This is a genomic window from Mumia sp. ZJ1417, assembly GCF_014127285.1.
GTDB lineage: Bacteria > Actinomycetota > Actinomycetes > Propionibacteriales > Nocardioidaceae > Mumia.
Genome location: NZ_CP059901.1, coordinates 29,924 through 51,861 on the forward strand (window position 1 = coordinate 29,924; position 21,938 = coordinate 51,861).

Consider the following 21,938-nt stretch of genomic DNA (forward strand, 5'->3'; position numbering starts at 1 on the left):
TCCTGCTTCCTTCATGGCAACTGCTCAAAAATAGCGGCTCGGCGGTGAAGTCCCGAGCATCGACGTTCATCGGTCGAGCACCGCCTGCATCACTGATCGGGCGATCGGGCCGGCCAGGCGGCCGCCCGAGATGTCGTCGCGACCAGTGCTCGACGACTCGACGACGACAGCGACCGCAACCTTGGGGTCGTCTGCCGGGGCGAACGAGATGAACCATGCGTACGGCGGGCGGTCGGCGGTCGACTGCGCCGTGCCGGTCTTGCCTCCGACCTCGATCCCCGGGATCGCCGCAGACCCGCCGGTGCCGTTCTCGACGACGTCGACGAGCATCTGCGACAGGCCCGTCGCCGTACGGCTGGAGACCGCGTCGCGGATCTTCTCGGGCTTGGCCGTCTCGATCGTCTTGAGGTCGGGCGAGCGGACGGTCGAGACGAGGTAGGGCTTCATGAGGGCACCGCCGTTGGCGATCGCTCCGGTGGCCATCGCCATCTGCAGCGGCGTCGCCGCGACCTCGAACTGGCCGATGCCGCTCTGCGCGAGCTGCGGCGCCTCGAGCTCGACATCGGGGTCGGAGGAGAACTGGCTGGGGCTCATCGGGAGCTGGTCGAGGTCGCGCGCACCGAACCCGAAGGCATCGGACTGGCGCTCCATGTCGTCCTGGCCGACCTTCATGGCGAGGTCGCCGAACGTGACGTTGCACGAGACCTCGAGGGCCTGGGTCAGCGTGATGCGCGGGCCGCCACAGTTGCCGCCGCCCTGGTTGCGGAGCACGTACGACCCGAAACCGGGCGCGGTCAGTCCGCGTCCACCCTTGACGACGCTGTCGGGGTTCAGGTTGAGCTTCTCCATGGCCGCCGCGGCGGTGACGATCTTGAAGGTCGAGCCCGGCGGCAGGATCTGCTGCGTGCTCCGGTTGAGCATCGGCTTGTCCTTGTCGGCGTCGAGCCGCTTCCAGGCCTTCGATACCTCGTCCAGGTTGTGGCTGGCGAGGAGGTTGGGGTTGTAGGTGGGGCTGCCGGTCATCGCGAGGATCGCGCCGGTGCTCGGATCGAGCGCGACGACGGCGCCCTTGGCGTTGCCGGGCAGGTTCTCGATCCCCTCGGCGGCCGCCCGCTGTGCACGGCGGTTGATCGTCACCGAGACGCTGCCGCCGCGCGGTTGGTTGGACCCGATGAGGTCGACGACGCGGTTGACGAAGAGCCGGTTGTCGCTGCCGGACAGGATGTCGTTCTGGGACTGCTCGAGCCCGCTGCGCCCGAAGGTGTAGCTGAAGTAGCCGGTGATGTCGGCGTACAGCTTGGCCTCGGGGTAGCGGCGCTGGAACTTCCACTGGTCGTCGACCGGGACGCTCTCGGCGATCGGGCGGTCGCCGACGAGGATGGGGCCTCGCTCGCGGGCGAACTCCTCGTCGATCACGCGGCGGTTGCCGTTCTTGGCGTTCAGCGTGTCGGCCTCGACGAACTGGATGTAGTTCACGCCGATGAGCAGGGCGGTGAACAGCACCAGGCACACGATCGACATCACACGGATCGGCCGGTTCACAGCTTCACCACCTGGGTCGCGTCGTCCATCTGCATCGGGGCCGCCTCCGGAGGCGGGCGTCGGCTCTGGTCGCTGATGCGGAGCAGGAGGGCGATGATCGCCCAGTTTGCAAGGATCGACGAGCCTCCGTACGACATGAACGGTGTGGTCAGACCGGTCAGCGGAATGATCCGGGTGACGCCGCCGATGACGACGAAGACCTGGAGCGCGAACGAGACCGCGAGGCCGGTCGCGAGCAGCTTGCCGAACGCGTCACGGCACAGCAGCGCGATGCGCAGGCCGCGCTCCACGATCAGGCCGTACATCAGCAGGATCGCCATCGCGCCGGCAAGCCCGAGCTCCTCTGCGAACGAGGCGAAGATGAAGTCGGAGTAGGCGAACGGTGTGAGGTAGGGATTGCCCTCGCCGAGACCGCGTCCGAGCAGGCCGCCCCACGCCATGCCGTACAGACCCTGGGTCAGCTGGAATGTGCCGTCGGTCACCGGGAACGGGCTCAGCCAGGCGTCGACACGGCTCTGGACGTGGCTGAACGTGGTCGCGGCGAAGAGAGCGCCGCCGAGGAACAGCGACATGCCGACGACGAGCCAGCCGGGGCGCTCCGTGGCGACGTAGAGCATCACGACGAACAGCCCGAAGAAGAGCAGCGACGAGCCGAGGTCGCGCTGGAGGATCAGGACACCGAGGCTGACCACCCAGGCGGCGAGGATCGGGCCGAGGTCGCGCCCGCGGGGGAAGTCGATGCCCATGAAGCGCCGGCCCGCCAGCGCCAGGGCGTCGCGCTTCACGACGAGGTAGCCGGCGAAGAAGATCGCCAGGCAGATCTTGGCGAACTCGCCCGGCTGCAGGCTGAAGCCCCCCACGCGGATCCAGATCCGGGCGCCGTTGATCTGCGTCCCGATCACCGGCAGCAGCGGCAGGATCAGCAGGACGAGCGCCGCGAGGCCGAACGTGTAGGTGTAGGCCTGGAGCTTGCGGTGGTCGCGCACGATCAGCAGCACGGCCACGAACAGCGCCAGGCCCATCGCCGTCCACATGACCTGCTTGCCCGCGAACTGCTTGGCCTCGTCGCCGAGACTGTCGAGGCGTGCGAGGTCGAGGCGGTAGATCATCGCGATGCCGAGCCCGTTGAGGGCGACGACGAGCGGCACGAGCACAGGGTCGGCGTACGGGGCCACGAAGCGGACGACGAGGTGGGTCGCGACCGCGATGACCACGAGAAGGACCGCGAGCCCCGCAACGAACCCGGGGATCTTGCCGCGCGCGCCGAGCCCGACGGCGCAGAACGCGAAGATGACGATCACGAGCGCGAGCGCGATGAGGAGGGCCTCCGCCCCTCGACGCTTGCGGTGGACGACGGCGGGAGTGGTGGCGGGGTTGCTCACTCCGCACCACCGCACTCGTTGCCGGGCAGGTTGGCCTGTGCCGGGTCGGCGCACAGTGTCGCGATGTCGCGCAGCGTGGTGACCGTGTCACGGGCGTCGGTCAGCGAGGTGGACGCGATGCCCTTCTTGACCTGGTTGGCGCGGAAGGTCGGGAGGGCGTCGACGCGGACGTCGGAGACCTCCTCGACGCTGTCGACGTCGATGAGCGGGAGGTCGGCCTGGATGCCCCGGTAGATCACGACGACGCCGTTCTCGGTGCCGACGTAGTACTGGTGCTGGGTCCAGTCCCACGCGAGCTTGGCGGCCGCGGCGAGCAGGGCGACGACGAGCGCGACGACGACGAGACGACGCAGCCAGATGTGGCGGCGCGGCGCACGCGGGGCGTAGCGCAACGCCTCGGGGTCGATATCGCGCGTGATCGCCCCGGCGCCTCGCTCGCCGTTGACGCCGACCTCGTCAGGAGGGAGCGGGATCGCGTCCAGACTCGTGGCGGTCGTGCTCGTGTCGCCCCCGGGCCTGGCCTGCTCGGCGGCGGCACCGACGAGCATCGGCTGCTCGTCGGCGCAGGCGAGCGTCGGGTCGACAGGGGCTTCGGGGTCGACCATCTCGCCGAGGATCACGGTCACGTTGTCGGCGCCGCCGCCGACGAGCGCGCGCTGGACCAGGTCGACCGCGGCGACGTCGACGTTGGGCGCCGTACGGAGGACGTCCGCGATCGCGTCGTCGTCGACCATGTCGGACAGACCGTCGCTGCACAGCAGGTAGCGGTCGCCGAGCTGCGGCTCGATGAGGGTGAGGTCGGGCTCGGACTCGTCGCGCCCGAGCAGCACGCGCAAGATCAGCGAGCGGTTGGGGTGGGTACGGGCGCCCTCGCGGGTGAGTCGTCCCTCGTCCACGAGGCTCTGGACCAGCGTGTGGTCCTTGGTGATCTGGTGGAGCTGCCCGTCGCGCATGAGATAGGCACGGGAGTCGCCGATGTGGGCGAGCCCGAACTGCGCACCGTTCCACAGCAGCGCGGTCAGGGTGGTCCCCATGCCCTCGACGCTCGGGTCGTCCTCGATGACCTCGGCGAGCCGGTCGTTGGCACGGTGCACCGCACCCGCGAGCGCCTCGATCACGTCGCCCGGCGGGGGCCCGTCCAGGCGCCGCACCACGTGCATGACCTCCGACGACGCGAGGTCGCCGGCGGCCGCGCCGCCCATGCCGTCGGCGATGACGAGCAGGTGCGGGCTCGCATAGCCCGAGTCCTGGTTGGAGGTGCGACGCCGACCGACGTCCGACAGCGCGGCGTACGTGTAGGCGAGGCGGGGCTGCTGCAAGGACACGGGCGTCGCCTACTTCCGGAGCTCGACCACGGTCTTGCCCAGGCGTACGGGCACCCCGAGGTCGACCGGGACAGGGGTGGTCACGCGTTGGCTGCCGAGATAGGTGCCGTTGGTGGACCCGAGATCCTCCACATACCACTGCTCACCGTTGGTGGAGAAGCGGGCGTGACGGGTGGAGACATAGTCGTCGTCGAGCCGGATCGCCGCGTCGGTGCCGCGTCCGAGCAGGATGTCGGCGCCGGTCACCGGGACCAGCTGGCCGGCGTTGGGGCCGTCGGTGACGACGAGCGTCGACGGCATGCCGCGCTTGGGTTTGCGGCCCTTGGGTGCCTTGGGTGCGCGCGCCTTCTGGCTGGCCTGCTTGGGGACGCGCGGCGACTCGACCTTGGCGCCGAAGATGTCCGAGCGGATCACCGAGACGGCGGAGAGCACGAACAGCCAGAGCACCGCGAGGAAGCCGAGCTTGATGAGGGTGAGGGTCAGCTCGGTCACCAGCGACCACCTTGAGGGCCAGCATGAGGAGGCGGTGGGGCCGGCGCGTGCCCGCCGTACGCACCGGGGCGGCCCTGGCCCGACGGTGGTGCGGCGTGCGAGCCGGGTCCTTGCGAACCGGACTGGGGACCGGCGGGCGAGCCGGCGGCCGGTGCGACCGGCCCAGTGGGACCGACCGGAGGGCCGGGTCGTGCGTGGGGGTTGCGGACGACGACGAGGGTGTTGCCGAGCTGGACCCGCGAGCCGTCGGAGAGCACCGCGTGCGTGACGCGGCGGCCGTCGACGACGATGCCGTTGGTCGAGCCCAGATCCTCGATCGCGACGCGGACGCTGTTGCCCTCGAGGAAGACCCGCACCTGCGCGTGCTGGCGGGAGACCCCGGGGTCGTTGATGCGCAGCTGGGCATCGGTGCCGCGGCCGATGATCACACCGGGCGGCTCGACGGGATGGCGTACGCCGTTGACCTCCAGCACCACCGGTGCCTTGGCGACGGCGGTGTCGGTCATCCGGACTCCAGCTGCGGGGGTCACAGCGGCGGAGGCGCGCGAGCGGATGCGGAAGCGGCCCGTGGTCAGGTCGGGCTGGTGGACGAACTCGAGCTTGAGCGGGCCGGCGAGGGTGTAGTGCTGCTCGGCGACGTGCTCGTGGACCAGTTCGGACAGCTCGCCGGAGAGCGTGCCTCCGTACGGGGCGAGGCGCTCGAAGTCGGTCTGGGCAAGCTCGACCGTGAAGTCGTTGGGGACGAGCACGCGGTCGCGCGACAAGATCTGGGCCCCGTTGTCGAGCTCGCGCTGCAGGGCGGCGGCGATCTCGACCGGTTGGACCGCACTCTGAAAAACGCGCGCGAACGCACCGGAGACTGCGTCCTCGAGACGCTGCTCAAAGCGCTGGAGCACACCCATCGCTGCGACCTCCTCCTGTCCGCTCGTGCCGGGCGTCGTGACAGACACGCGTACTCTCTCGGAGAAGAGGACCGCGCGTCCACCCGATCGTATCGGGCCGGGGGAACATGCCGCGCTCCTCACACCGGACGCGCGTCGAGAGGCCACCCGTTTGACTGTCGTGCTGGGGGTGGCTGTTAGACTCACGACGCAATCGCGCGAGTGGCGGAATGGCAGACGCGCTGGCTTCAGGTGCCAGTGTCCGTAAGGACGTGGGGGTTCAAGTCCCCCCTCGCGCACAAGCGAAGGCTCCCGGTCAGATCTCCGACCGGGAGCCTTTTTCGTGGGGGTGCGCACGTGTGGCGGGCGTTCAGACTCCGGTGCCGGCGAAGACGTCGCGGCCCTTGCCGCCCTTGGCGAACCGGAGCCCGAGCTCGAGGCTGCCGACGCGCTTGAGCGTGGCGCCGTGCTTGGGGTTGGCGAGGATCATGTCGACGATCGGCGGCGCGGCCTCTTCGACGGGGTCGGCGAGGATGTTCATCGCCTTGCGGACCCGCGCGAAGCCTTCGGGACCGAGCTCGCGTGCCTCGCGGATCATGCCGTCGGTGACGACGACGCCGGGGCTCACCGACGCGATCTTGACTGGGCCGTCCGCCGTCTCGCGGACCAGCGCGTCGGTGAACGCCCGCAGGCCGCGCTTGGTCGACCCGTACACGGTCATGCCGGGGCGGATCTTGCCGTCGGAGCCGCCACCGAGGATGTTCACGAGCTGGCCGTGACCCTGGGCGGTCATGCCGCGGACGGCCACACGGCTGCCGAGGATCGTGCCGACCATGTTCGAGGTCACCATCTCGACGATCCACTCAGGGCGGAGGTCGACCACAGGGTGGACCGTACGGGCGACGCCGGCGTTGTTGATCCACAGGTCGACGGAGCCGAGCTCGCCGACGGCGGCGTCCCACAGGTGCTGCACCGAGGCGGGGTCGGAGACGTCGCAGACGAGCCCGATGACCCTCCCCGCGTCGGAGGACTGCTCCAGGCGCTTGGCGGCGTCGGAGACCGATTCTTCGCCGCGTCCGCTGACCACGACGTCGAAGCCGCGTGCTCGCAGCTCCTTTGCCAGGCCGAATCCGATGCCCCTGCTGCTGCCGGTGATCACCGCGGTCTTCATGCAAGGAACGTATATGATAGTGACGACGTTCCGCTAGAGGGAATGCCCGACCACGTCGTCCCAGAGCTCGTCCACCGCGGCCGCGTCCGGCGTGGCCCCGGCGAGCTGGCCGACGAGCATCCGCCCCGTCCGTACGAGGTGAGTCCGCATCGCCGCCTCCGCGGCCGGGCCGTCGTGCCGGGCGAGCGCCTCGACGATCGGCGCGTGCTCGATGCGGATCTCGTGCAGCGACCGCCCCGCGTGTGAGGTCGGCGGACCGAGGAGCGCTGTGGTCGCACGCAGGGAGGCGACGATCGCCGCGGCGCGGACGTTGCCGGACCCGTGGAGGACCGCCTCGTGAAGCGCCTGGTCGGCCTCCCAGAACGCCGGCTCGTCGCCGCGCTGCTCGGCCTCGACTAGTGCCGCGTACGGGCCGGACAGGTCGACGCCGCGCTCGCCGCACCGCCGTGCCGCTGCGGGCTCGAGCGCGAGTCGTACGGCGAAGATCTCGGCGACGTCGCGCGCCTGCGGGAGCACCACGCGGAAGCCGCGGTTGCGGGCGATCTCGATCAGCCCTGCCTCGGAGAGCCGCACCATCGCCTCGCGTACGGGGCTGCGCGAGACGCCGAGCGCGTCGGCCAATTGGTAGACGGAGTAGATCTCCCCCGGGACGTACTGCTGGTGTCGGATCCCGTCACGGACGTGCGCCACCACGGAGTCGGTCAACGAGGGCATGAGTAACATGTTACTCGTGACGGTGACTGACACGCGCGACACCACGGCCGCCCTGCGCCGCGCCGGCCTCGAGGTGCACGACGACGACGGCACGAAGGCGATGTACGCCTCCGACGCCTCGCTCTACCGGATCCCCCCGCTCGCGGTCGTCCGCCCGCGCGATGCCGCCGACGTGGCGGCGACGCTCGCGCTCGCTAAGGAGCACGGTGTCCCACTGACCGCGCGGGGGGCCGGCACGTCCATCGCGGGCAACGCGATCGGGCGGGGCATCGTGCTCGACTTCAGCCGCCACATGAACCGCGTCCTCGCCGTCGATCCTGCGGCGCGCACCGCCGTCGTCGAGCCTGGCACCGTCCACGCCGTCCTCCAGAAGGCGGTGCTGCCACACGGGCTGCGCTTCGGCCCCGACCCGTCGACGCACCCGCGCTGCACCATCGGCGGCATGATCGGCAACAACGCGTGCGGCAACCGCGCGCTCGGCTACGGCCGGACGTCCGACAACGTCCGTGGCTCCACCCACCTGCTCGCGTCCGGCGAGACGCTCGTGACCGGGTACGACGCCGCGGGCGCCGCGTTCGCGACAGGCCCCGAGCCTCTCCTCGCCGACCTGCGGGCCGCCGCCGGTCGCTACCTCTCGACCGCGCGGACGGAGTTCGACCGGTTCGGCCGCCAGGTCAGCGGGTACGCCGTCCAGCACCTGCTGCCCGAGCGCTTCGACCTCACGCAGCTGCTCGTCGGGTCCGAGGGCACGCTCGGCATCCTCACCGAGGCGACGGTCCACCTCGTAACGGATCCCGCGCACCGTGTGCTCGTCGCGATCGGGTTCGCCGACATCGTCAAGGCGGGCGAGGCGGCACCGACAGTGAAGACGTACGGCCCGACCGCGTGCGAGGGCATGGACGTGCGTCTCGTCGACGTCCTGCGGTCGCGTCGCGGTGATGCGGCGATCCCCCCGCTGCCGCGCGGCGCCGCCTGGCTCTTCGTCGAGATCGCCGGCGACGACCGTACGGACGTGCTCGACCGCGCACGCGCGCTCGTCGACGCGGACCTCGGGGTCGAGTCGCTGCTCGTCGAGGACCCGGTGACCGCCGCACGCCTGTGGCGGATCCGCGAGGACGGGGCGGGCCTCGCCGGCCGCGCGCCGTCGGGAAAGCCCGCGTGGCCCGGCTGGGAGGACGCGGCGGTCCCGCCGGAGATGCTTGGTTCCTACCTCGCGCGGTTCGAGGAGCTCGTCGCCGAGCACGGGCTGACGTCTGCCCCGTACGGGCACTTCGCCGACGGCTGCATGCACGTGCGGCTCGACTACCCGCTCGACGAGCCCGACGGCCTGCCGCGCCTGCGCCGGTTCCTCACGGCGGCGGCGGGGCTCGTCGCGGAGTACGGCGGGTCGCTGTCCGGCGAGCACGGCGACGGCCGGGCCCGCAGCGAGCTGCTGCCCACCATGTACTCCGCCGACGCGATCGCGTTCTTCGGCCAGGTCAAGCACGCGTTCGACCCGGACAACCTGCTCAACCCCGGCGTGCTCGTCGATCCCGACCCGTTCGACGCCGACGTGCGCGTCGCGGGCGTCGCGCCGTACCGCAAGCAGCTCGCCTTCGCGTACGAGGCCGACCACGGCGACCTTGCGCAGGCCGTGCACCGCTGCACCGGCGTCGGCAAGTGCCGCGCGGACAACTCGGCGGCGGGCGGCGTGATGTGCCCGTCCTACCTCGCGACCCGTGAGGAGAAGGACAGCACGCGTGGCCGGGCGCGGGTGCTCCAGGACGTCGTACGGGGTGCGCTCGACTGGCGTGCGCCCGAGGTCGCGGACTCGCTCGACCTCTGCCTGGCCTGCAAGGGCTGCGGGTCGGACTGCCCGACCGGCATCGACATGGCGACGTACAAGGCAGAGGCGCTGCACCAGAAGTTCCGGCGGCGCCTGCGTCCGCGTTCGCACTACACCCTCGGACGCCTGCCGCTGTGGAGCCGCCTGGCAGGGCGGATGCCGCGCGTGGCCAACCTGATGATGCGCCTTCCGGGGATCCGGCACCTGGCCATGTTCGTCGCCGGTGTCGACGGGCGTCGGTCGATCCCGGAGTTCGCGAGGACGCCCTTCCGGCGCTGGTGGTCGGCCGAGGTGGCGGAGGAGACGACCGATCGCCGCCCGGTGGTCCTTTTCGTCGACAGCTTCTCCAACTCCTTCTCCCCCGAGGTCGCGCAGGCGACCGTACGACTGCTGCGCGATGCGGGCTTCGAGCCGACGCTGCCGTCGTCGCAGCTGTGCTGCGGCCTGACCTGGATCACCACGGGCCAGCTCGACGCGGCCCGCCGCATCCTCGGACGTACGGTCGGCGAGCTCGCGGAGACCGTCCGTGCTGGGGTGCCGGTCGTCGGCATCGAGCCGTCCTGCACCGCGGTGCTGCGCAGCGACGCCGTCGAGCTCCTCGACAACGAGGACGCGCGCGTGGTCGCCGGTGCGACGAAGACCGTCGCCGAGCTGCTCGCGACCGCCGAGGACTGGACGCCGCCGGACCTGACGGGCACGACTGTCGTCGCCCAGCCGCACTGCCACCACCACGCCGTGCTCGGCTGGGAGGCCGACCGGGCGCTGCTCGCGCGGACCAGCGCGACCGTCACGACGCTCGCTGGGTGCTGCGGGCTCGCCGGCAACTTCGGGGTCGAGCGGGGCCACTATGAGGTGTCGGTCGCGGTCGCCGAGCAGAACCTGCTGCCCGCCTTGGACGCCGCGCCCGACGCCGTCGTGCTGGCCGACGGGTTCTCGTGCCGGACCCAGGTCGCGGACCTGCGCGAACGTCCGGCCGTGCACCTGGCGGAGCTCCTGACGAGGGACTGAGAGCCGGTACGGCCAGGACGTCGTACGACTCCCCCGTCAGTCGCCGAGGGTCGCGAGTCCGGCGACCACGACGTCGAGGAGTGCGTCGAAGCTCGCATCGAGGTCGTCGGGCAGGCGGAAGCCGAGGTCGAGCTCGAGGACGACGAAGCCGTGCATGGCCGAGCGGAAGATGCGCACGGCGTCCACGAGGCGGTCGTCGGACACCCCGGCACCGCGGACCACCGCTGCGAGGACGGCGACGGCGTCGGCGCCCGCCGCCGCCAGCGAGGCGTCGTCCGGGTCGTCGGGATCGGCGGCGACCTGGGTCGCCGCATAGCGCCCGGGGTGCGCGCGGGCGTAGTCGCGCATCGCGTGCCCGAGCGCCCGGATCGCCTCCGGCCCCGAGCGGCCCACGGTCGCGCGGCTCGTCGTCCGGACGAGCTCTTCGACCGCCCGTACGGCGATGTCCCGGCGCAGGGCAGCCAGCGACGCGACGTGCTTGTAGAGGCTGGGCGTCGAGACCCCGGACGCCGAGGCGACCGCTGCGAGGGTGAGGTCGGCGAAGCCCGTACGACCGCCGAGATCGACCACGTCGAACCCTACGGCGACCACCCGCTCGCGGTTGAGTCCCGCCCTAGGCATCGGCGTCGTCCTCGCGGGTCGTGGCTGCAAGGAACGGGAGGAGGACGGCGAGCACCTCGTCGCGCGCCTGGAGGTGCGGATAGTGACCGACCTGCTCGAGCACGATGCCGTCGGCACCGAGCGTCTCGCGGGCGAAGGCGAGCTCGGCGCGCGCGTCGGAGAAGTCCGGGTCGGTGTCGCCGAAGACGGCCAGGACCGGCGTACGGACGTCGGTGAGGCGGGCCTCGACCTCGCGGTGGTCGAGGGCGACGGTGAGGCGGCGGAACGCCCGCAGGCGAGCCGGGTCGCCGAAGGTGCGGCGCAGCAGGGCGATGCGCGCGTCGAGCCCGGGTGTGGGACGACCCTTGCTGAGCATCGAGCGGACGTACCAGGCCCACACGGCGCCACCCCACGGGCGGGCGAAGAGGATCCGGTAGAAGCCGCGCATCACGGCGCCCATCGCCGGCGACATCGGCTCGCGCAGGAAACCGGCGAGCAGGACCACGCCGCTCACGAGGTCGGGGCGGTCCGCGGCGGCGATGACGGCGGCGGACCCGCCCATCGAGCTGCCGACGAGCACGGCGGGGCCGGCGTCGAGGTGCTCCACGAGAGCGACCAGGTCCGCCGCCGTCACGGAGTCGCCGTACGCCCGGAAGTCGGTGTCGGAGTCGCCGTGGCCGCGCAGGTCGGTGACCACGACGCGGTAGCCGGCGCCGGCGACGAGGGGTGCGAGCGTGTCGTACGTCGCGCGGAGGTCGCCCATGCCGGGGACGAGCACGACGACCGGGCCCTCGCCCGTGTCGGTGTAGGCGACGCGGCCGTCGGGGCGCGTCAGCTGCTGGACGTCGGATGCGTGGCTCATGTCCATCACTATACGGCTAATGCTATTAACTTTGCAAGGCGTGCCCACCCCTGTCGTACGGTGTCGCCGTGACCCCTGCGCCCGACCCCCAGGCGACGTTCGACGCGCTGTCCCGTGTCCTCGCGCCGACGCCGTGGCAGGTGACCCGACGCGACAGCGGAGTCGTCGACGTTCAGAGGGACCTCGCCGATGCCCGGTGGCACGGGGCCCTCGCCAAGGCGGGGCTGAAGAAGGACATCCGGCACGAGCTGCGCTTCACGCCTGACAGGGGGACGTACGTGATCACCGACGTCGCGACGACCGTCCGGTGGTCGGCGGGGATCAGCGGTGCGCCGCACGCGAGCTGGCGCAAGGACGTGCACCGCGGCCGGCAGCTCGGTCGTACGCGCTCGACCGAGGACGTCCGCTCCGTGATCACGGCGATCGCCAGGGAGCACGGCTGGCGCGAGAGGCTGCCAGTGTCGGCCTGGGTCGGGATCGTCGTCGGTGGCGTGGCGCTGGTCGCCGGCCTCGTCGTCGCCGTCCTCGCTCTGGTGCTCGGGCTGTGAACGACATGGCGTACGTCTTCTCCGACGACCCCGCGCGCCTCGACCGCGCCCGCATCCACGGCTGGCTCAGCGAGGAGGCCTACTGGGCGCTCGGTCGTCCCCGCGAGGTGCAGGACGCGGCGATCGATGGGTCGCTCAACTTCGGTGTCTACGACGCCGACGGCACGCAGGTCGCGTACGCCCGCGTGGTCACCGACGGCGCGACGTTCGCCTGGCTGTGCGACGTGTTCGTCGCGCCGTCCGTACGAGGCCGGGGCGTCGGGGTGATGCTCGTGGACGGCGTGGTCGCCGCGCTCGACGCGCTGCACCTGCGCCGCACGATGCTCGCGACCGCCGACGCCCACGGGCTGTACGAGAGGTACGGGTTCGCGGTCGTCGACGATCCACGGAGGTGGATGGTGCGGCCCGGCTCGTGAGCCGGGCCGCGTCCAGCGGGTCTCAGTCGACCCAGGTCGCGCCCTCCTGGAAGAGGAGCTCGCCCTCCTCCACGCTCAGCGAGTCGTCCGGCCACTCGTCGGGGTCGCTCGGCAGCAGGCCGTCGTTGGCGACGGCGAGCGCGACGTGCGCGACCGGCTCGATGCCGCTGGTCTCGGCGAGACGGCTCCAGCCGCCGAGCCCGTGGCTGTGCGCGAGCGCATAGAGCGCCTCACCGACACCGGTGACCGGCCCTTCGATCTCGCCGTCGGACAGCCGCTGCGCGACCGCGCCGGCCGCGACGACCGCACGCGGGTCGGTCACGCGGTAGTCCATGCGCTGCAGCACCGTGACGCCCGTGACGTCCTGGTCGTCGATCGGTGCGCCGTCGTGCGCGGCGTCGTCGTGGTCGTGGCCGTCGTCGCCACCCTCGTCCTCCTCGATGATCGCGAAGGGCGGGAACGTGCCGCTGTAGTCGTACTGCGCCTCGTCGTACGCCTCCAGCGCGTCGGCGAGCGCCTGCTTGGCGGCGTCGATCGTCGCGACGTCGATGTCCGAACCGGCTGCCGCAACCACGACGGCGTGGGTGCGGAGCGCGGAGCTCAGGGCGTCGGCGGCGCGGACGAAGGAGTCCTTCGCCTCGTCGGACCAGCGGTCGGGCTCGGTGTTCTCGGGGTGCTCGTCGGTCATGGGACGAGCGTAGGCCCCACGACACAGTCGCCGCGACGAGCCGGAGGAGCGAACGCCTTCAGTCGGTGTCGCGGACGCGCCCGCGGCCGGACTTCGTCTCCGACCGGCGTCGCTTCGCCTCGACCCGGCGACGCTGCGAGCCGCGGGTCGGCTTGGTGGCGACACGGCTTCGGGGCGGTGGCGCGAGCGCCGTACGGAGCCGTTCGGCGAGACGTTCTCGGGCGGCGACACGGTTGCGCAGCTGCGAGCGGTGCTCGGACGCCGTCACGCTCAGGCGCGTGCTCCCGAGCGCGGCGACGACCCGGTCGCGCTGCTGCGGGGTCAGCACCTCGGACGCGTCGACGTCGAAGACGATCTCGACCCGGCTGTCGGTCGTGTTCACCGACTGCCCGCCCGGCCCGGGTGAGCGCGAGAACCGCTCCTCCATCTCACTCTCCGGCACCACGAGACCGCCCGGGACCCCTGGGCCGGGCGGCACGACGAGCGGACCTGTCGCCTTCGGTGTCACGACGCCCGCTTGGCCCACTCGATCATCGGGCAGGTGTCCATCACCATCGCGACGCCGGCGGCACGGGTCCGCGCGAACGCGTCCTCGTCGATCACGCCGAGCTGGAACCACACGCCCTTCGCACCGATCGCGACCGCCTCGTCGGCGAACGGACCGGCGGCCTCCGAGCGGCGGAACACGTCGACGACGTCGATCGGGAACGGCACGTCGGACAGCGTCGCGTACCCCTGCTCGCCGAGGACGACCGGCGCGGCGGGGTGGATCGGGACGATCCGCTTGCCGCGAGCCTGGAGGGTCTCGGCGATCCGGTAGGCGGTGCGTGTGGGGTCGCCCGAGAGCCCGACGACGGCCCACGTCTGGAGGTCGTCCAGCATCAGCGAGACCGCGTCCGGGTCGTACCAGTCGGTGCTCATGGTGTCGACGGTAGCGCTGTGGAGCCCGGGGGCGCCCATGTCGGTGCGGACGTGTAGAACCGACGGGTGACCCCCCGTACGCGACGTCTCGCCCTGTCCCTCGCTGCCGCTTCGCTGCTCGCCGTCTCGGCCTGCGGTCCCGTCGAGGGCGAGCAGCCCGCTCAGGCCGCGGCGGAGACCACAGCGCCGGCGGCAACCTCAGCGCCGGCGGCCGTCGCAGACCAGGTCGCCAAGGCCCGCGCGATGCTCGACGGGCTGAAGGTCTCGGGGCGGGCCCCCAAGACGGGCTACGACCGGGTCGGCCAGTACGGCCAGGCGTGGGCCGACGTGACCCGCAGCGGGTGCGGCACCCGCGACAACATCCTGGTCCGCGACATGCGCGACGTCGAGAAGCGCAACAAGTGCGTGGTCGTCGCCGGCACCCTCGCTGACCCCTACACCAGCTCCACGATCGCGTTCCGCAAGGCCGATGCCTCCGCGGTGCAGATCGACCACGTGGTTCCGCTGTCGCTGAGCTGGCAGCTCGGCGCGCAGCAGTGGCCGGTCGGCAAGCGCGTGACGTTCGCGAACGACCCGCTCAACCTGCTCGCGGTCGACGGTCCGACCAACTCGAGCAAGTCCGACTCCGGGCCCGACGGGTGGCTGCCGCCGAACAAGGCATACCGCTGCACCTACGTCATCCGGTTCACCCGCATCGCCCACGCCTACACGCTGCGGGTGACAGCCCCGATGAAGACGGCGATCGCGGGCATCCTCGACGGGTGCACGCGCGTCGACGGCACCCCAGCCGACCTCGCGCCGCTGCCGAAGTCGACGTGGTCGTACGCGGCGGGCTTCGCGAAGGGCTCCAAGCCCACCGCGAGTGCGCCGGCCGACGGGGCGACGGCCGCTCCCGCGGGCAAGACGTGCCCGGCCAAGGCTCCGATCAAGGGCAACGTCCCCGACGACGGGGGCGACCGGATCTTCCACGAGCCGGGCGCCCGCTCGTACGCGGTCACAGTGCCCGAGGCGTGCTTCGTGTCGGTCGCTCAGGCCGAGGCAGCGGGGTTCCGGGCTCCGCGCTGACCCGCCTCACCCGTCCTGCGCCGCGACCTCGGCGTCGCTGCGCAGGATGCAGAACTCGTTGCCCTCGGGGTCGGCGAGCGTGATCCAACCCGTCCCGTCGGGTCGACGGAAGTCCCCGAGCTGGGTCGCGCCCAGCGCAAGCAGACGCTCGACCTCGTCGTCCCGTGAACGGTCGGTGGGGCGCAGGTCGAGGTGGAGGCGGTTCTTCACGGTCTTGTCGTCGGGGACCTCGATGAACAGCACGGGACCTGCGGCACCCGCGCTCCCGTCGGTGGGCGGGACGATCATGCACTCCTCGTGGCCGGGCTCGTTCGGGTCACCCGGGACGTCGGTGTATCCGACGAGGACCTGCTTCCACCACTGCGACTGGGCGTAGGCGTCGTGCGAGTCGATGGTCGTGTGCGAGATGCGGCAGCTCATGGCCAGACCGTAGCGGGGGCCGTCGGTCTCGCCGAACGGATTCTCAGGCTTCCGTGAGCCGCCGCTGCTCGAGCGCGTCGAGGATGAGGTCGAGCCCGTACGCGTACTCGTCGCCGAACGCGTAGCCGGGCTTCATCACGTGCTCCACTGCGATCTCGGTGAGATAAGGGAGCTCGACGGGTGCGGCTCCCTCGAGCATGCTGCCGGCGACCTCGGCGGCGCCCTGCGAGTCGCTGAACGGCAGGTTCACCTCCTGCACCACCTGGCCGAAGAGCTGGGCGTCGATCAGGGCGAACGCGTGAGCCGCGAGGCGGACGGAGAATCCCGCCTGCCGCAGGCAGGCGAGCACCGCCTCGTGGTGGCGCAGCGTCGCCGGGCTGGGTGCCGTGCGCGACTCGACGAACCCGATCGCCCAGGGGTGACGCAGGAGCACCTCGCGAGCGGACATGCACCGCCGCCGGATCTGCGTACGCCAGTCTTTGCCGGCGACCGGCAGCGCGATCTCTGCGAAGACGAGGTCAACCATCCCGTCGAGCAGGTCGTCCTTGTTGGCCACGTGGTGGTAGAGCGACATCGCCTCGACGCCGAGGTTGCGAGCGAGCGCGCGCATGGTGAGCGAGGTGGCTCCGGAGCCGTCCGCGAGGGAGACCGCCGTACGGAGCACCAGCTCGCGGGTCAGCGGCGGGCGACGGGCCATGGCTCCTCCTGCAACGGGTCTTGCGCGACCTTACGACGTAAGGCTACCGTCGAGGCGTCCCCTTACACCGTAAGGTTGTGGTTCAGATGAAAGCGATCGTCCGAGATCGGTACGGAGATGCCGACTGCCTCGAGCTTCGTGACGTCCGCGAGCCTGTGCCTGGCAAAGGCGAGGTCGTGCTCGACGTCCATGCGGCGGGGCTCGATCGAGGGGCGTGGCACGTCATGACCGGCCGTCCGTTGATCGGACGCGTCGCGATGGGCGTGCGCCGCCCGCGATGGCCGATCGGCATGGAGGTCGCGGGGGTCGTCCGCGAGGTCGGTGAGGGCGTCACGCAGCTCGCGGTCGGCGACGCGGTCCTCGGTGCGGGCACGGCCACGTACGCCGAGCGGGCGCGCGCCAAGGCGAAGCACCTCGTGCCCAAGCCCGACGCGCTCTCGTACGTCCAGGCCGCGGCGCTGCCCGTCTCTGCGGTCACGGCGCTCCATGCCGTGCGCGACGCCGGCCGCGTGCGCTCAGGCGACCGTGTCCTCGTGATCGGCGCGTCCGGCGGCGTCGGGACGTACGCGGTCCAGATCGCGCGTGCGTTCGGCGCCGAGGTCGCCGGCGTCTGTCGTACGGAGAAGGTCGACGGGGTGCGTGCGCTCGGTGCGGACCCGGTCGTCGACTACACACGCGACGACCTCGCCGAGCACGCGGGCCGCTATGACGTCGTCCTCGACATCGGCGGCCTGCGTCCGATCTCCGACCTGAGGCACCTGCTGACGCCCCGCGGCACCCTGGTCATCACCGGGGGCGAGGGTGGTGGCCGCATGCTCGGCGGGATCCACCGCCAGCTGGTCGCGCGCGCTCAGTCGCTGTTCTCCCGCCAGCGGCTCACGTCGTTCCTGTCGATCACGAAGGCGCATGATCTCGCCACGGTCGCGGACCTGGCGGCGCGCGGCGAGATCCGACCGGTGATCGACGCGGCGGTCCCGCTGGACGCGATGCCGGACGCGATGCGCCGGTTGGTGGACGGCGAGGTCCTCGGCAAGATCGTCATCGCGGTTCGCGAGGACTGAGCCTCACTCCCAAGCTGCCCGCCAGAACGCCTCGAAGACGGCTGTCGGCTCGGGAGAGGACCACATCTGGTTGGTGAGCAGCACGGCGACGACGTCCTTGACGGGGTCGACCCACAGCGTCGAACCCATGCCCCCGTCCCACCCGTACGATCCGGCGCTGCGCCCGTCGGGCTGGTCGCCGGTCTTGACGCCGAACCCGAGCCCCCAGTCGGCGAGGCCGTCGGCGTCGATCTGCCCGACACGCGGCCGGGTCGCCTCCGCGAGGACCTCGCGCGAGAGCACCCGCGTGCCGTCCTCGGCGACGCCGCCCGCGCGGAGCATGCGGCCGAACGCCGCGAGGTCCTCGACGGTCGAGACCAGGCCGTCGCCGCCGTTGGGGAACGCAGGCGGTCGGGACCACTGCCCCTCGGCCGGGTCGTACGGCATGAGGGCACCGCCGTCCGGCGGCAGCCAGTGCGGGCCGAGACGGTCGGCCTGCTCCGGTCGTACGCCGAAGCCGGTGCCCGTCATCGCGAGCGGAGCGAGCACCCGCTCGGCGAGGACCTCCGGCAGCGGTGCGCCCGCGGCTCGGGCGACGAGGACGCCGAGGACCTCGGAGCCCGAGTGATAGAGCCAGCGCTCACCCGGTTGGTACGACAGCGGGACCGCGCCGACCGTAAGCATCCAGTCGTCGGGCGCGGGATTGGTCTGCGGTGCGGGCGGTCCGGCCTGGAGGCCCGCAGCGCCGAGCGCCGAGAGCACGGGGCCCGGGAACGGGCCGGAGAAGTCGAGGCCGATGCCGAGCCGAAGCTCCAGCACGTCGGCGACCGTGATCGGACGTGCCGCAGGAACGGTGTCGTCGAGAGGCCCGGCAGGATCGCGCAGCACGCGGCGGTCGCCGAGCTCGGGCAGCCACCTCTCGACGGGGGCGTCGAGGGTGAGCGTGCCGTCGTCGAGGAGCGACATCGCGGATGCCGCGACGACCGGCTTCGTCACCGACGAGATGCGGAAGGGGGTGTCGGGTCGGACGGGCGTGGCGTCCTCGGGCCCGTACGTCCCCTGGGCGCCGACGGCGACCTCGTCTCCGCGGGCGACCCACCACGCGAGGCCCGGTGGATCCACCCGCTCGATGTGCGGGGCGACGGCTTCGGTGACGCGGGCCTGCAGGTCCATGGGCTCTCCCTCTCGAGTGGTCCCTGGATCGACCGGTCGGAGGCGCCGAACTCATCGGACCTACCGCACAGGGGCGGGAACGACGAAGGGCGGGTCGTCGATGATCGACGGCCCGCCCTCCCCAGGTCTGGAGCTAGGGGGTGTGGCTCCAGATCCCGATCTTGTTGTTCTCGAAGCTCGAGAACACGAGATCGCTGTTGCCGTCGCGGTCGAGGTCGGCGATCTTCGCGCCGCCGGCCTGACCCCATCCTTCGGACTCCGGCAGCACGTGCTGCGCGAAGACGCCAGGGGCGGTCTGCTCGATCCAGTAGAGGCGGAAGGCGCCGTCGCCGGAGACCGCGAGGTCGGTGTCGCCGTCACCGTCGACATCACCGAAGCCGGTCTTGCCCGGCGCGGCCTGGCCCGGTCGTGCGTTGGCTGTGAACTCGGCACCCGGATCCACGCTCGAGGCGAGCGGCGCGACGGTCCACGGGGTGCGCGGGTCTGCGCCCGGGGTGAGGAGGAAGACGTCGGGCTTGGCGCGCAGGAACACCGGCGGACCGGGGTTGCCGGTCGTCGTGTTGGTGTGGTTGACGCCGACCCAGCGGTCGACGCCGTCGCCGAAGAGGTTCTCAGCCCGGTGGATGCTGAACGACGGGCCCTGTCCGCGGCTGATCTCGTGCATGACGAAGTCGGAGTCCGTGACGCCGTCCGTGGCGGAGCCGACGCGCTCGAACCAGACGAACGAGGCCTCGCCGGTCGGCGGGCCGGCGACGACGGGGCTCACGCCGAAGTACTGCGCGGAAGCGACGTCGAGGTCGCCGTCACCGTCGACGTCGGTCACGATCGGGCTGCTGCCACCGCGATCGGCGAGTGCGACGGCGGGGTCGAACCCACCCTTGCCGTCGCCCTTGAAGAACTGCAGCTCGACGATGTCGTCGGTGGTGCTCGAGGGGTTGAAGCCCTGCTCGCCGACGGTGACGATGTCCTTGCGGCCGTCGCCGTCGAAGTCGACGAACTCGAGATCGTGGTAGGCGAACGGGCTGTCGGTGACGATGTCGTGACGGTCCCAGTCGCGCAGCCCGGCGAGGCACTCCTTGAGCTGGGCGAGCGTGCGCGAGTTCAGCGGGCACTTGGCGAGGGCGAGGACCTCGCGAACGCTGCGCGGGGCGTCGCGGTTCTCCCACCAGGTGACCGAGCCGCGGTTGAACCCCATGCCGGAGTCCCAGAAGTAGCCGGCAGGCTGGATGATGTCGAGGTCGCCGTCACGATCGACGTCGGCGAGGGTCGGCTCGCTGGGGAAGATGATGCCGTCCGACGGCTCGATGACCGAGCGGGTCGCCCAGGTGTCGACGCCACCGCCGCGCTTGCGCCCGTCGTTCTCGTACAGCGTGACGCTGCCCGGCTCGGGGAGCGCGGCCGACCCCTGCATCGTGAGCTTGCCGTAGCTGGTCGAGACCACCTCGGGGCGGGAGTCGCCGATGAGGTCGCCGACGGAGGTGAATGCGGGGCCGACCGCGTCCTCGGCGATGACGGTGCGAATGAAGTCAGGCGTGTCTGCGGACGCTGGTCCGCCGGTCATGGACGCCGCCGCGACGGCTGCGGCGAGTGCCAGCGCAGTCGTGGTCGTACGAGCGGGGGTACGCATGGGTACTGCTCCTCGAGCATGTGCGTTCACAGATTCGGAACGGCGTTTCGATATGTGGCTGAACTGTGGCACAGAACAGGCCGGGAGTCGAGGGTCTTGCGGTACTGGCCGTTCGGCTCCTCCAAGCGTTCTCCAAGTTTCTCCAAACCTTGGAGTTGGGAGTAAGGTTTGCTCCAAGATTTGGAGAAACTTGGAGGAGAGTTGAAGGTCCCGGCCCCACCCCCTGATGTCGACGCCGTGCTCGAGGCTGCAGGCCAACAGGGCCGCAGGCTCAACATCTTTCAGGCAAGCCTCCAGTTGCGAGCGATGTCAGGCGACTATCTAGCTTGGGACAAGCTGCGATACAAGCAGCCGCCCGATGACCTCACGCACGAGGAATGGTGGGCGGCGACTCGCCTGGCAAGGACCATGGTCGAGCGACCGGTCGATCGCCTCGTCGATGTCGAGGGCCGTCCCTTCACGTTCACGCTTCCCGACGCTGTGCTGCAGTCGATCGAGAACGTCAACCGTGCGGCGAGCGGGCACATCGCGGTCAGTGAGCAGGTCACGAACGCGTCCACTCGCGACCGCTATCTGGTGAGCAGTCTCATCGAGGAGGCGATCACGTCGAGTCAGCTCGAGGGCGCAGCAACCAGCAGACGAGTGGCCAAGGAGATGATCCGAAGCGGGCGACCTCCGGCGGACCGCGGCGAGCGGATGATCCTCAACAACTACCGTGCCATGCGGCAGATCATCGGGCTCCAGCACGAAGAACTCTCGCCTGAGCTGGTCTGTGAGCTGCACCGCATCGTGACCGAAGGGGCACTCGACAACCCGGCTGCCGCGGGCGTTCTCCGGAGCGACGACAGTGAACGCGTCGCGGTCTGGGGTGACGGCGACCAGCTCCTCCATCGGCCGCCGCCGGTCGACGAACTGCCGGAACGCCTGCGGAGAGTGTGTGCGTTCGCCAACGGTGACGGCGCCCCTGGCTACGTACCGCCGGTGCTCCGTGCGATCACTGTCCACTTCATGATGGGGTACGACCACTACTTCGAGGACGGCAACGGCCGTACCGCACGAGTGCTGTTCTACTGGACGATGCTCCGCGAAGGTTTCTGGCTCACGGAGTTCGTGCCAATCTCGCGCATTCTCAAGCAGGCGCCGGCCCAGTACGCGCGGTCGTTCCTCCTGACCGAGCAGGATCGTGGCGATCTCACCCACTTCTTTCTCTCCCAGCTTGACGTGCTCGAGAGAGCGATCAAGGACCTTCACGAATACCTTGCACGCAAGGCGTCAGAGGTCCGCGATCTGCAACGGTCGATGCGGGCACGCCCGGGGGTGTACAACCACCGGCAGCTCGCGCTACTCGAGAATGCGGTGAAGGACCCGGGCGCGGAGTACTCGGTGCGTTCGCACTCGCTCAGCCACAACACCTCGGGAGAGACTGCGCGCCACGACCTGCGGGCACTCGAAAACGCGGGCCTCCTCGTACGGTCGCGACGAGGCAAGCAGTACGTGTGGGTGCCGGTCAGTGACCTCGTCGATCGCCTCGAGGGGTGAGG

The 21,938-nt window shown here is 71.0% G+C and carries 22 protein-coding genes and 1 tRNA gene; 7 read left to right on the forward strand and 16 right to left on the reverse strand.

Annotation, left to right across the window (positions count from 1 at the left end):
- Positions 1 to 66: 66 nt before the first annotated feature.
- The 5 genes from H4N58_RS00135 to H4N58_RS00155 are packed head-to-tail and all read right to left on the reverse strand — an operon-like array spanning position 67 to position 5,691.
- Positions 67 to 1,542, reverse strand: a complete 1,476-nt coding sequence (locus tag H4N58_RS00135) for a penicillin-binding protein 2 (RefSeq protein ID WP_167249606.1) — start codon at positions 1,540 to 1,542, stop codon at positions 67 to 69.
- On the reverse strand, positions 1,539 to 2,924 hold the full coding sequence (locus H4N58_RS00140; RefSeq protein WP_167000779.1) for an FtsW/RodA/SpoVE family cell cycle protein: 1,386 nt from the start codon (positions 2,922 to 2,924) through the stop codon (positions 1,539 to 1,541). The genes H4N58_RS00135 and H4N58_RS00140 overlap by 4 nt, the downstream gene beginning before the upstream one ends.
- On the reverse strand, positions 2,921 to 4,249 hold the full coding sequence (locus tag H4N58_RS00145; protein WP_167000780.1) for a PP2C family serine/threonine-protein phosphatase: 1,329 nt from the start codon (positions 4,247 to 4,249) through the stop codon (positions 2,921 to 2,923). The genes H4N58_RS00140 and H4N58_RS00145 overlap by 4 nt, the downstream gene beginning before the upstream one ends.
- 9 nt (positions 4,250 to 4,258) lie before the next feature.
- Positions 4,259 to 4,741, reverse strand: coding sequence for an FHA domain-containing protein (locus H4N58_RS00150; protein WP_167249604.1), 483 nt, complete (start codon positions 4,739 to 4,741; stop codon positions 4,259 to 4,261).
- Complete coding sequence (locus H4N58_RS00155; protein ID WP_167000784.1) at positions 4,738 to 5,691, reverse strand: DUF3662 and FHA domain-containing protein; 954 nt, start codon at positions 5,689 to 5,691, stop codon at positions 4,738 to 4,740. The genes H4N58_RS00150 and H4N58_RS00155 overlap by 4 nt, the downstream gene beginning before the upstream one ends.
- A 147-nt stretch (positions 5,692 to 5,838) precedes the next feature.
- On the opposite strand from H4N58_RS00155, the gene H4N58_RS00160 reads away from it, so the two are divergent.
- Positions 5,839 to 5,921, forward strand: a tRNA-Leu gene (locus H4N58_RS00160).
- Between the two features lie 71 nt (positions 5,922 to 5,992).
- Here the strand turns inward: H4N58_RS00160 and H4N58_RS00165 are convergent.
- Positions 5,993 to 6,793, reverse strand: coding sequence for an SDR family oxidoreductase (locus tag H4N58_RS00165; protein WP_167000786.1), 801 nt, complete (start codon positions 6,791 to 6,793; stop codon positions 5,993 to 5,995).
- Between the two features lie 33 nt (positions 6,794 to 6,826).
- Positions 6,827 to 7,507, reverse strand: coding sequence for a GntR family transcriptional regulator (locus H4N58_RS00170; RefSeq protein WP_208322854.1), 681 nt, complete (start codon positions 7,505 to 7,507; stop codon positions 6,827 to 6,829).
- A 7-nt stretch (positions 7,508 to 7,514) separates the two neighbouring features.
- Here H4N58_RS00170 and H4N58_RS00175 point away from each other — a divergent pair, with 7 nt between their 5' ends.
- Positions 7,515 to 10,340 carry an FAD-binding and (Fe-S)-binding domain-containing protein gene (locus H4N58_RS00175; protein WP_208322867.1) on the forward strand — a complete coding sequence of 942 codons (2,826 nt, stop codon included), beginning with the start codon at positions 7,515 to 7,517 and terminating at the stop codon, positions 10,338 to 10,340.
- A gap of 36 nt (positions 10,341 to 10,376) precedes the next feature.
- Here H4N58_RS00175 and H4N58_RS00180 read toward each other — a convergent pair whose 3' ends face one another.
- Together H4N58_RS00180 and H4N58_RS00185 are read right to left on the reverse strand one after the other, a co-directional pair.
- The gene (locus H4N58_RS00180) at positions 10,377 to 10,961 is read right to left on the reverse strand and encodes a TetR/AcrR family transcriptional regulator (protein ID WP_167000792.1); all 585 of its coding nucleotides are present in this window, start codon (positions 10,959 to 10,961) and stop codon (positions 10,377 to 10,379) included.
- Positions 10,954 to 11,802, reverse strand: coding sequence for an alpha/beta fold hydrolase (locus H4N58_RS00185; protein WP_208322853.1), 849 nt, complete (start codon positions 11,800 to 11,802; stop codon positions 10,954 to 10,956). Before H4N58_RS00185 ends, H4N58_RS00180 begins: the two co-directional genes overlap by 8 nt.
- A gap of 68 nt (positions 11,803 to 11,870) precedes the next feature.
- On the opposite strand from H4N58_RS00185, the gene H4N58_RS00190 reads away from it, so the two are divergent.
- Positions 11,871 to 12,350 (forward strand): hypothetical protein, encoded by a 480-nt coding sequence (locus H4N58_RS00190; RefSeq protein ID WP_167249596.1) that lies wholly within the window; start codon positions 11,871 to 11,873, stop codon positions 12,348 to 12,350.
- A 5-nt stretch (positions 12,351 to 12,355) separates the two neighbouring features.
- A complete protein-coding gene (locus tag H4N58_RS00195) occupies positions 12,356 to 12,766 on the forward strand; it encodes a GNAT family N-acetyltransferase (protein WP_167002195.1) in 411 nt (136 codons plus the stop codon).
- Positions 12,767 to 12,788: 22 nt separating this feature from the next.
- On the opposite strand, the gene H4N58_RS00200 is transcribed toward H4N58_RS00195, so the two are convergent.
- The 3 genes from H4N58_RS00200 to H4N58_RS00210 all read right to left on the reverse strand — a co-directional run bounded on the left by H4N58_RS00200 (position 12,789) and on the right by H4N58_RS00210 (position 14,375).
- Complete coding sequence (locus H4N58_RS00200; RefSeq protein ID WP_167249594.1) at positions 12,789 to 13,454, reverse strand: hypothetical protein; 666 nt, start codon at positions 13,452 to 13,454, stop codon at positions 12,789 to 12,791.
- Between the two features lie 58 nt (positions 13,455 to 13,512).
- A complete protein-coding gene (gene arfB / locus H4N58_RS00205) occupies positions 13,513 to 13,881 on the reverse strand; it encodes an alternative ribosome rescue aminoacyl-tRNA hydrolase ArfB (RefSeq protein WP_167249902.1) in 369 nt (122 codons plus the stop codon).
- A 77-nt stretch (positions 13,882 to 13,958) separates the two neighbouring features.
- Positions 13,959 to 14,375 (reverse strand): CoA-binding protein, encoded by a 417-nt coding sequence (locus tag H4N58_RS00210; RefSeq protein ID WP_167249592.1) that lies wholly within the window; start codon positions 14,373 to 14,375, stop codon positions 13,959 to 13,961.
- 66 nt (positions 14,376 to 14,441) lie between these two features.
- Here H4N58_RS00210 and H4N58_RS00215 point away from each other — a divergent pair, with 66 nt between their 5' ends.
- The gene (locus H4N58_RS00215; RefSeq protein ID WP_243845048.1) at positions 14,442 to 15,440 is read left to right on the forward strand and encodes an HNH endonuclease family protein; all 999 of its coding nucleotides are present in this window, start codon (positions 14,442 to 14,444) and stop codon (positions 15,438 to 15,440) included.
- 6 nt (positions 15,441 to 15,446) lie between these two features.
- Here the strand turns inward: H4N58_RS00215 and H4N58_RS00220 are convergent, their stop codons facing one another.
- Together H4N58_RS00220 and H4N58_RS00225 are read right to left on the reverse strand one after the other, a co-directional pair.
- Positions 15,447 to 15,860: a VOC family protein gene (locus tag H4N58_RS00220; protein ID WP_167000806.1), complete on the reverse strand. Its 414-nt coding sequence runs from the start codon at positions 15,858 to 15,860 to the stop codon at positions 15,447 to 15,449.
- A 43-nt stretch (positions 15,861 to 15,903) separates the two neighbouring features.
- Entirely contained in the window at positions 15,904 to 16,557 is a 654-nt protein-coding gene (locus H4N58_RS00225; protein ID WP_167249590.1) for a TetR/AcrR family transcriptional regulator C-terminal domain-containing protein, read from the reverse strand.
- An 86-nt stretch (positions 16,558 to 16,643) separates the two neighbouring features.
- On the opposite strand from H4N58_RS00225, the gene H4N58_RS00230 reads away from it, so the two are divergent.
- Positions 16,644 to 17,618: an NAD(P)-dependent alcohol dehydrogenase gene (locus tag H4N58_RS00230; RefSeq protein WP_167249588.1), complete on the forward strand. Its 975-nt coding sequence runs from the start codon at positions 16,644 to 16,646 to the stop codon at positions 17,616 to 17,618.
- Between the two features lie 3 nt (positions 17,619 to 17,621).
- Here the strand turns inward: H4N58_RS00230 and H4N58_RS00235 are convergent, their stop codons facing one another.
- Both H4N58_RS00235 and H4N58_RS00240 read right to left on the reverse strand, forming a co-directional pair.
- On the reverse strand, positions 17,622 to 18,770 hold the full coding sequence (locus H4N58_RS00235) for a serine hydrolase (protein ID WP_167249586.1): 1,149 nt from the start codon (positions 18,768 to 18,770) through the stop codon (positions 17,622 to 17,624).
- Between the two features lie 133 nt (positions 18,771 to 18,903).
- A complete protein-coding gene (locus H4N58_RS00240; RefSeq protein ID WP_167249584.1) occupies positions 18,904 to 20,397 on the reverse strand; it encodes an FG-GAP-like repeat-containing protein in 1,494 nt (497 codons plus the stop codon).
- A gap of 408 nt (positions 20,398 to 20,805) precedes the next feature.
- Between H4N58_RS00240 and H4N58_RS00245 the strand changes: the two genes are divergently transcribed.
- Positions 20,806 to 21,936, forward strand: a complete 1,131-nt coding sequence (locus H4N58_RS00245; protein WP_208322852.1) for a Fic family protein — start codon at positions 20,806 to 20,808, stop codon at positions 21,934 to 21,936.
- The last annotated feature ends 2 nt before the right edge of the window (positions 21,937 to 21,938 follow it).

What these genes read in the sequence shown, in the direction of transcription:
- H4N58_RS00165 (WP_167000786.1), bottom strand. Translation starts at nt 6,793, where the DNA reads ATGAAGACCGCGGTGATCACCGGCAGCAGCAGGGGCATCGGATTCGGC.
- H4N58_RS00170 (WP_208322854.1), bottom strand. Translation starts at nt 7,507, where the DNA reads ATGCCCTCGTTGACCGACTCCGTGGTGGCGCACGTCCGTGACGGGATC.
- H4N58_RS00175 (WP_208322867.1), top strand. Translation starts at nt 7,515, where the DNA reads ATGTTACTCGTGACGGTGACTGACACGCGCGACACCACGGCCGCCCTG.
- H4N58_RS00180 (WP_167000792.1), bottom strand. Translation starts at nt 10,961, where the DNA reads ATGCCTAGGGCGGGACTCAACCGCGAGCGGGTGGTCGCCGTAGGGTTC.
- H4N58_RS00185 (WP_208322853.1), bottom strand. Translation starts at nt 11,802, where the DNA reads ATGAGCCACGCATCCGACGTCCAGCAGCTGACGCGCCCCGACGGCCGC.
- H4N58_RS00195 (WP_167002195.1), top strand. Translation starts at nt 12,356, where the DNA reads ATGGCGTACGTCTTCTCCGACGACCCCGCGCGCCTCGACCGCGCCCGC.
- H4N58_RS00200 (WP_167249594.1), bottom strand. Translation starts at nt 13,454, where the DNA reads ATGACCGACGAGCACCCCGAGAACACCGAGCCCGACCGCTGGTCCGAC.
- arfB (WP_167249902.1), bottom strand. Translation starts at nt 13,881, where the DNA reads ATGGAGGAGCGGTTCTCGCGCTCACCCGGGCCGGGCGGGCAGTCGGTG.
- H4N58_RS00210 (WP_167249592.1), bottom strand. Translation starts at nt 14,375, where the DNA reads ATGAGCACCGACTGGTACGACCCGGACGCGGTCTCGCTGATGCTGGAC.
- H4N58_RS00220 (WP_167000806.1), bottom strand. Translation starts at nt 15,860, where the DNA reads ATGAGCTGCCGCATCTCGCACACGACCATCGACTCGCACGACGCCTAC.
- H4N58_RS00225 (WP_167249590.1), bottom strand. Translation starts at nt 16,557, where the DNA reads ATGGCCCGTCGCCCGCCGCTGACCCGCGAGCTGGTGCTCCGTACGGCG.
- H4N58_RS00230 (WP_167249588.1), top strand. Translation starts at nt 16,644, where the DNA reads ATGAAAGCGATCGTCCGAGATCGGTACGGAGATGCCGACTGCCTCGAG.
- H4N58_RS00235 (WP_167249586.1), bottom strand. Translation starts at nt 18,770, where the DNA reads ATGGACCTGCAGGCCCGCGTCACCGAAGCCGTCGCCCCGCACATCGAG.
- H4N58_RS00240 (WP_167249584.1), bottom strand. Translation starts at nt 20,397, where the DNA reads ATGCGTACCCCCGCTCGTACGACCACGACTGCGCTGGCACTCGCCGCA.
- H4N58_RS00245 (WP_208322852.1), top strand. Translation starts at nt 20,806, where the DNA reads ATGGTCGAGCGACCGGTCGATCGCCTCGTCGATGTCGAGGGCCGTCCC.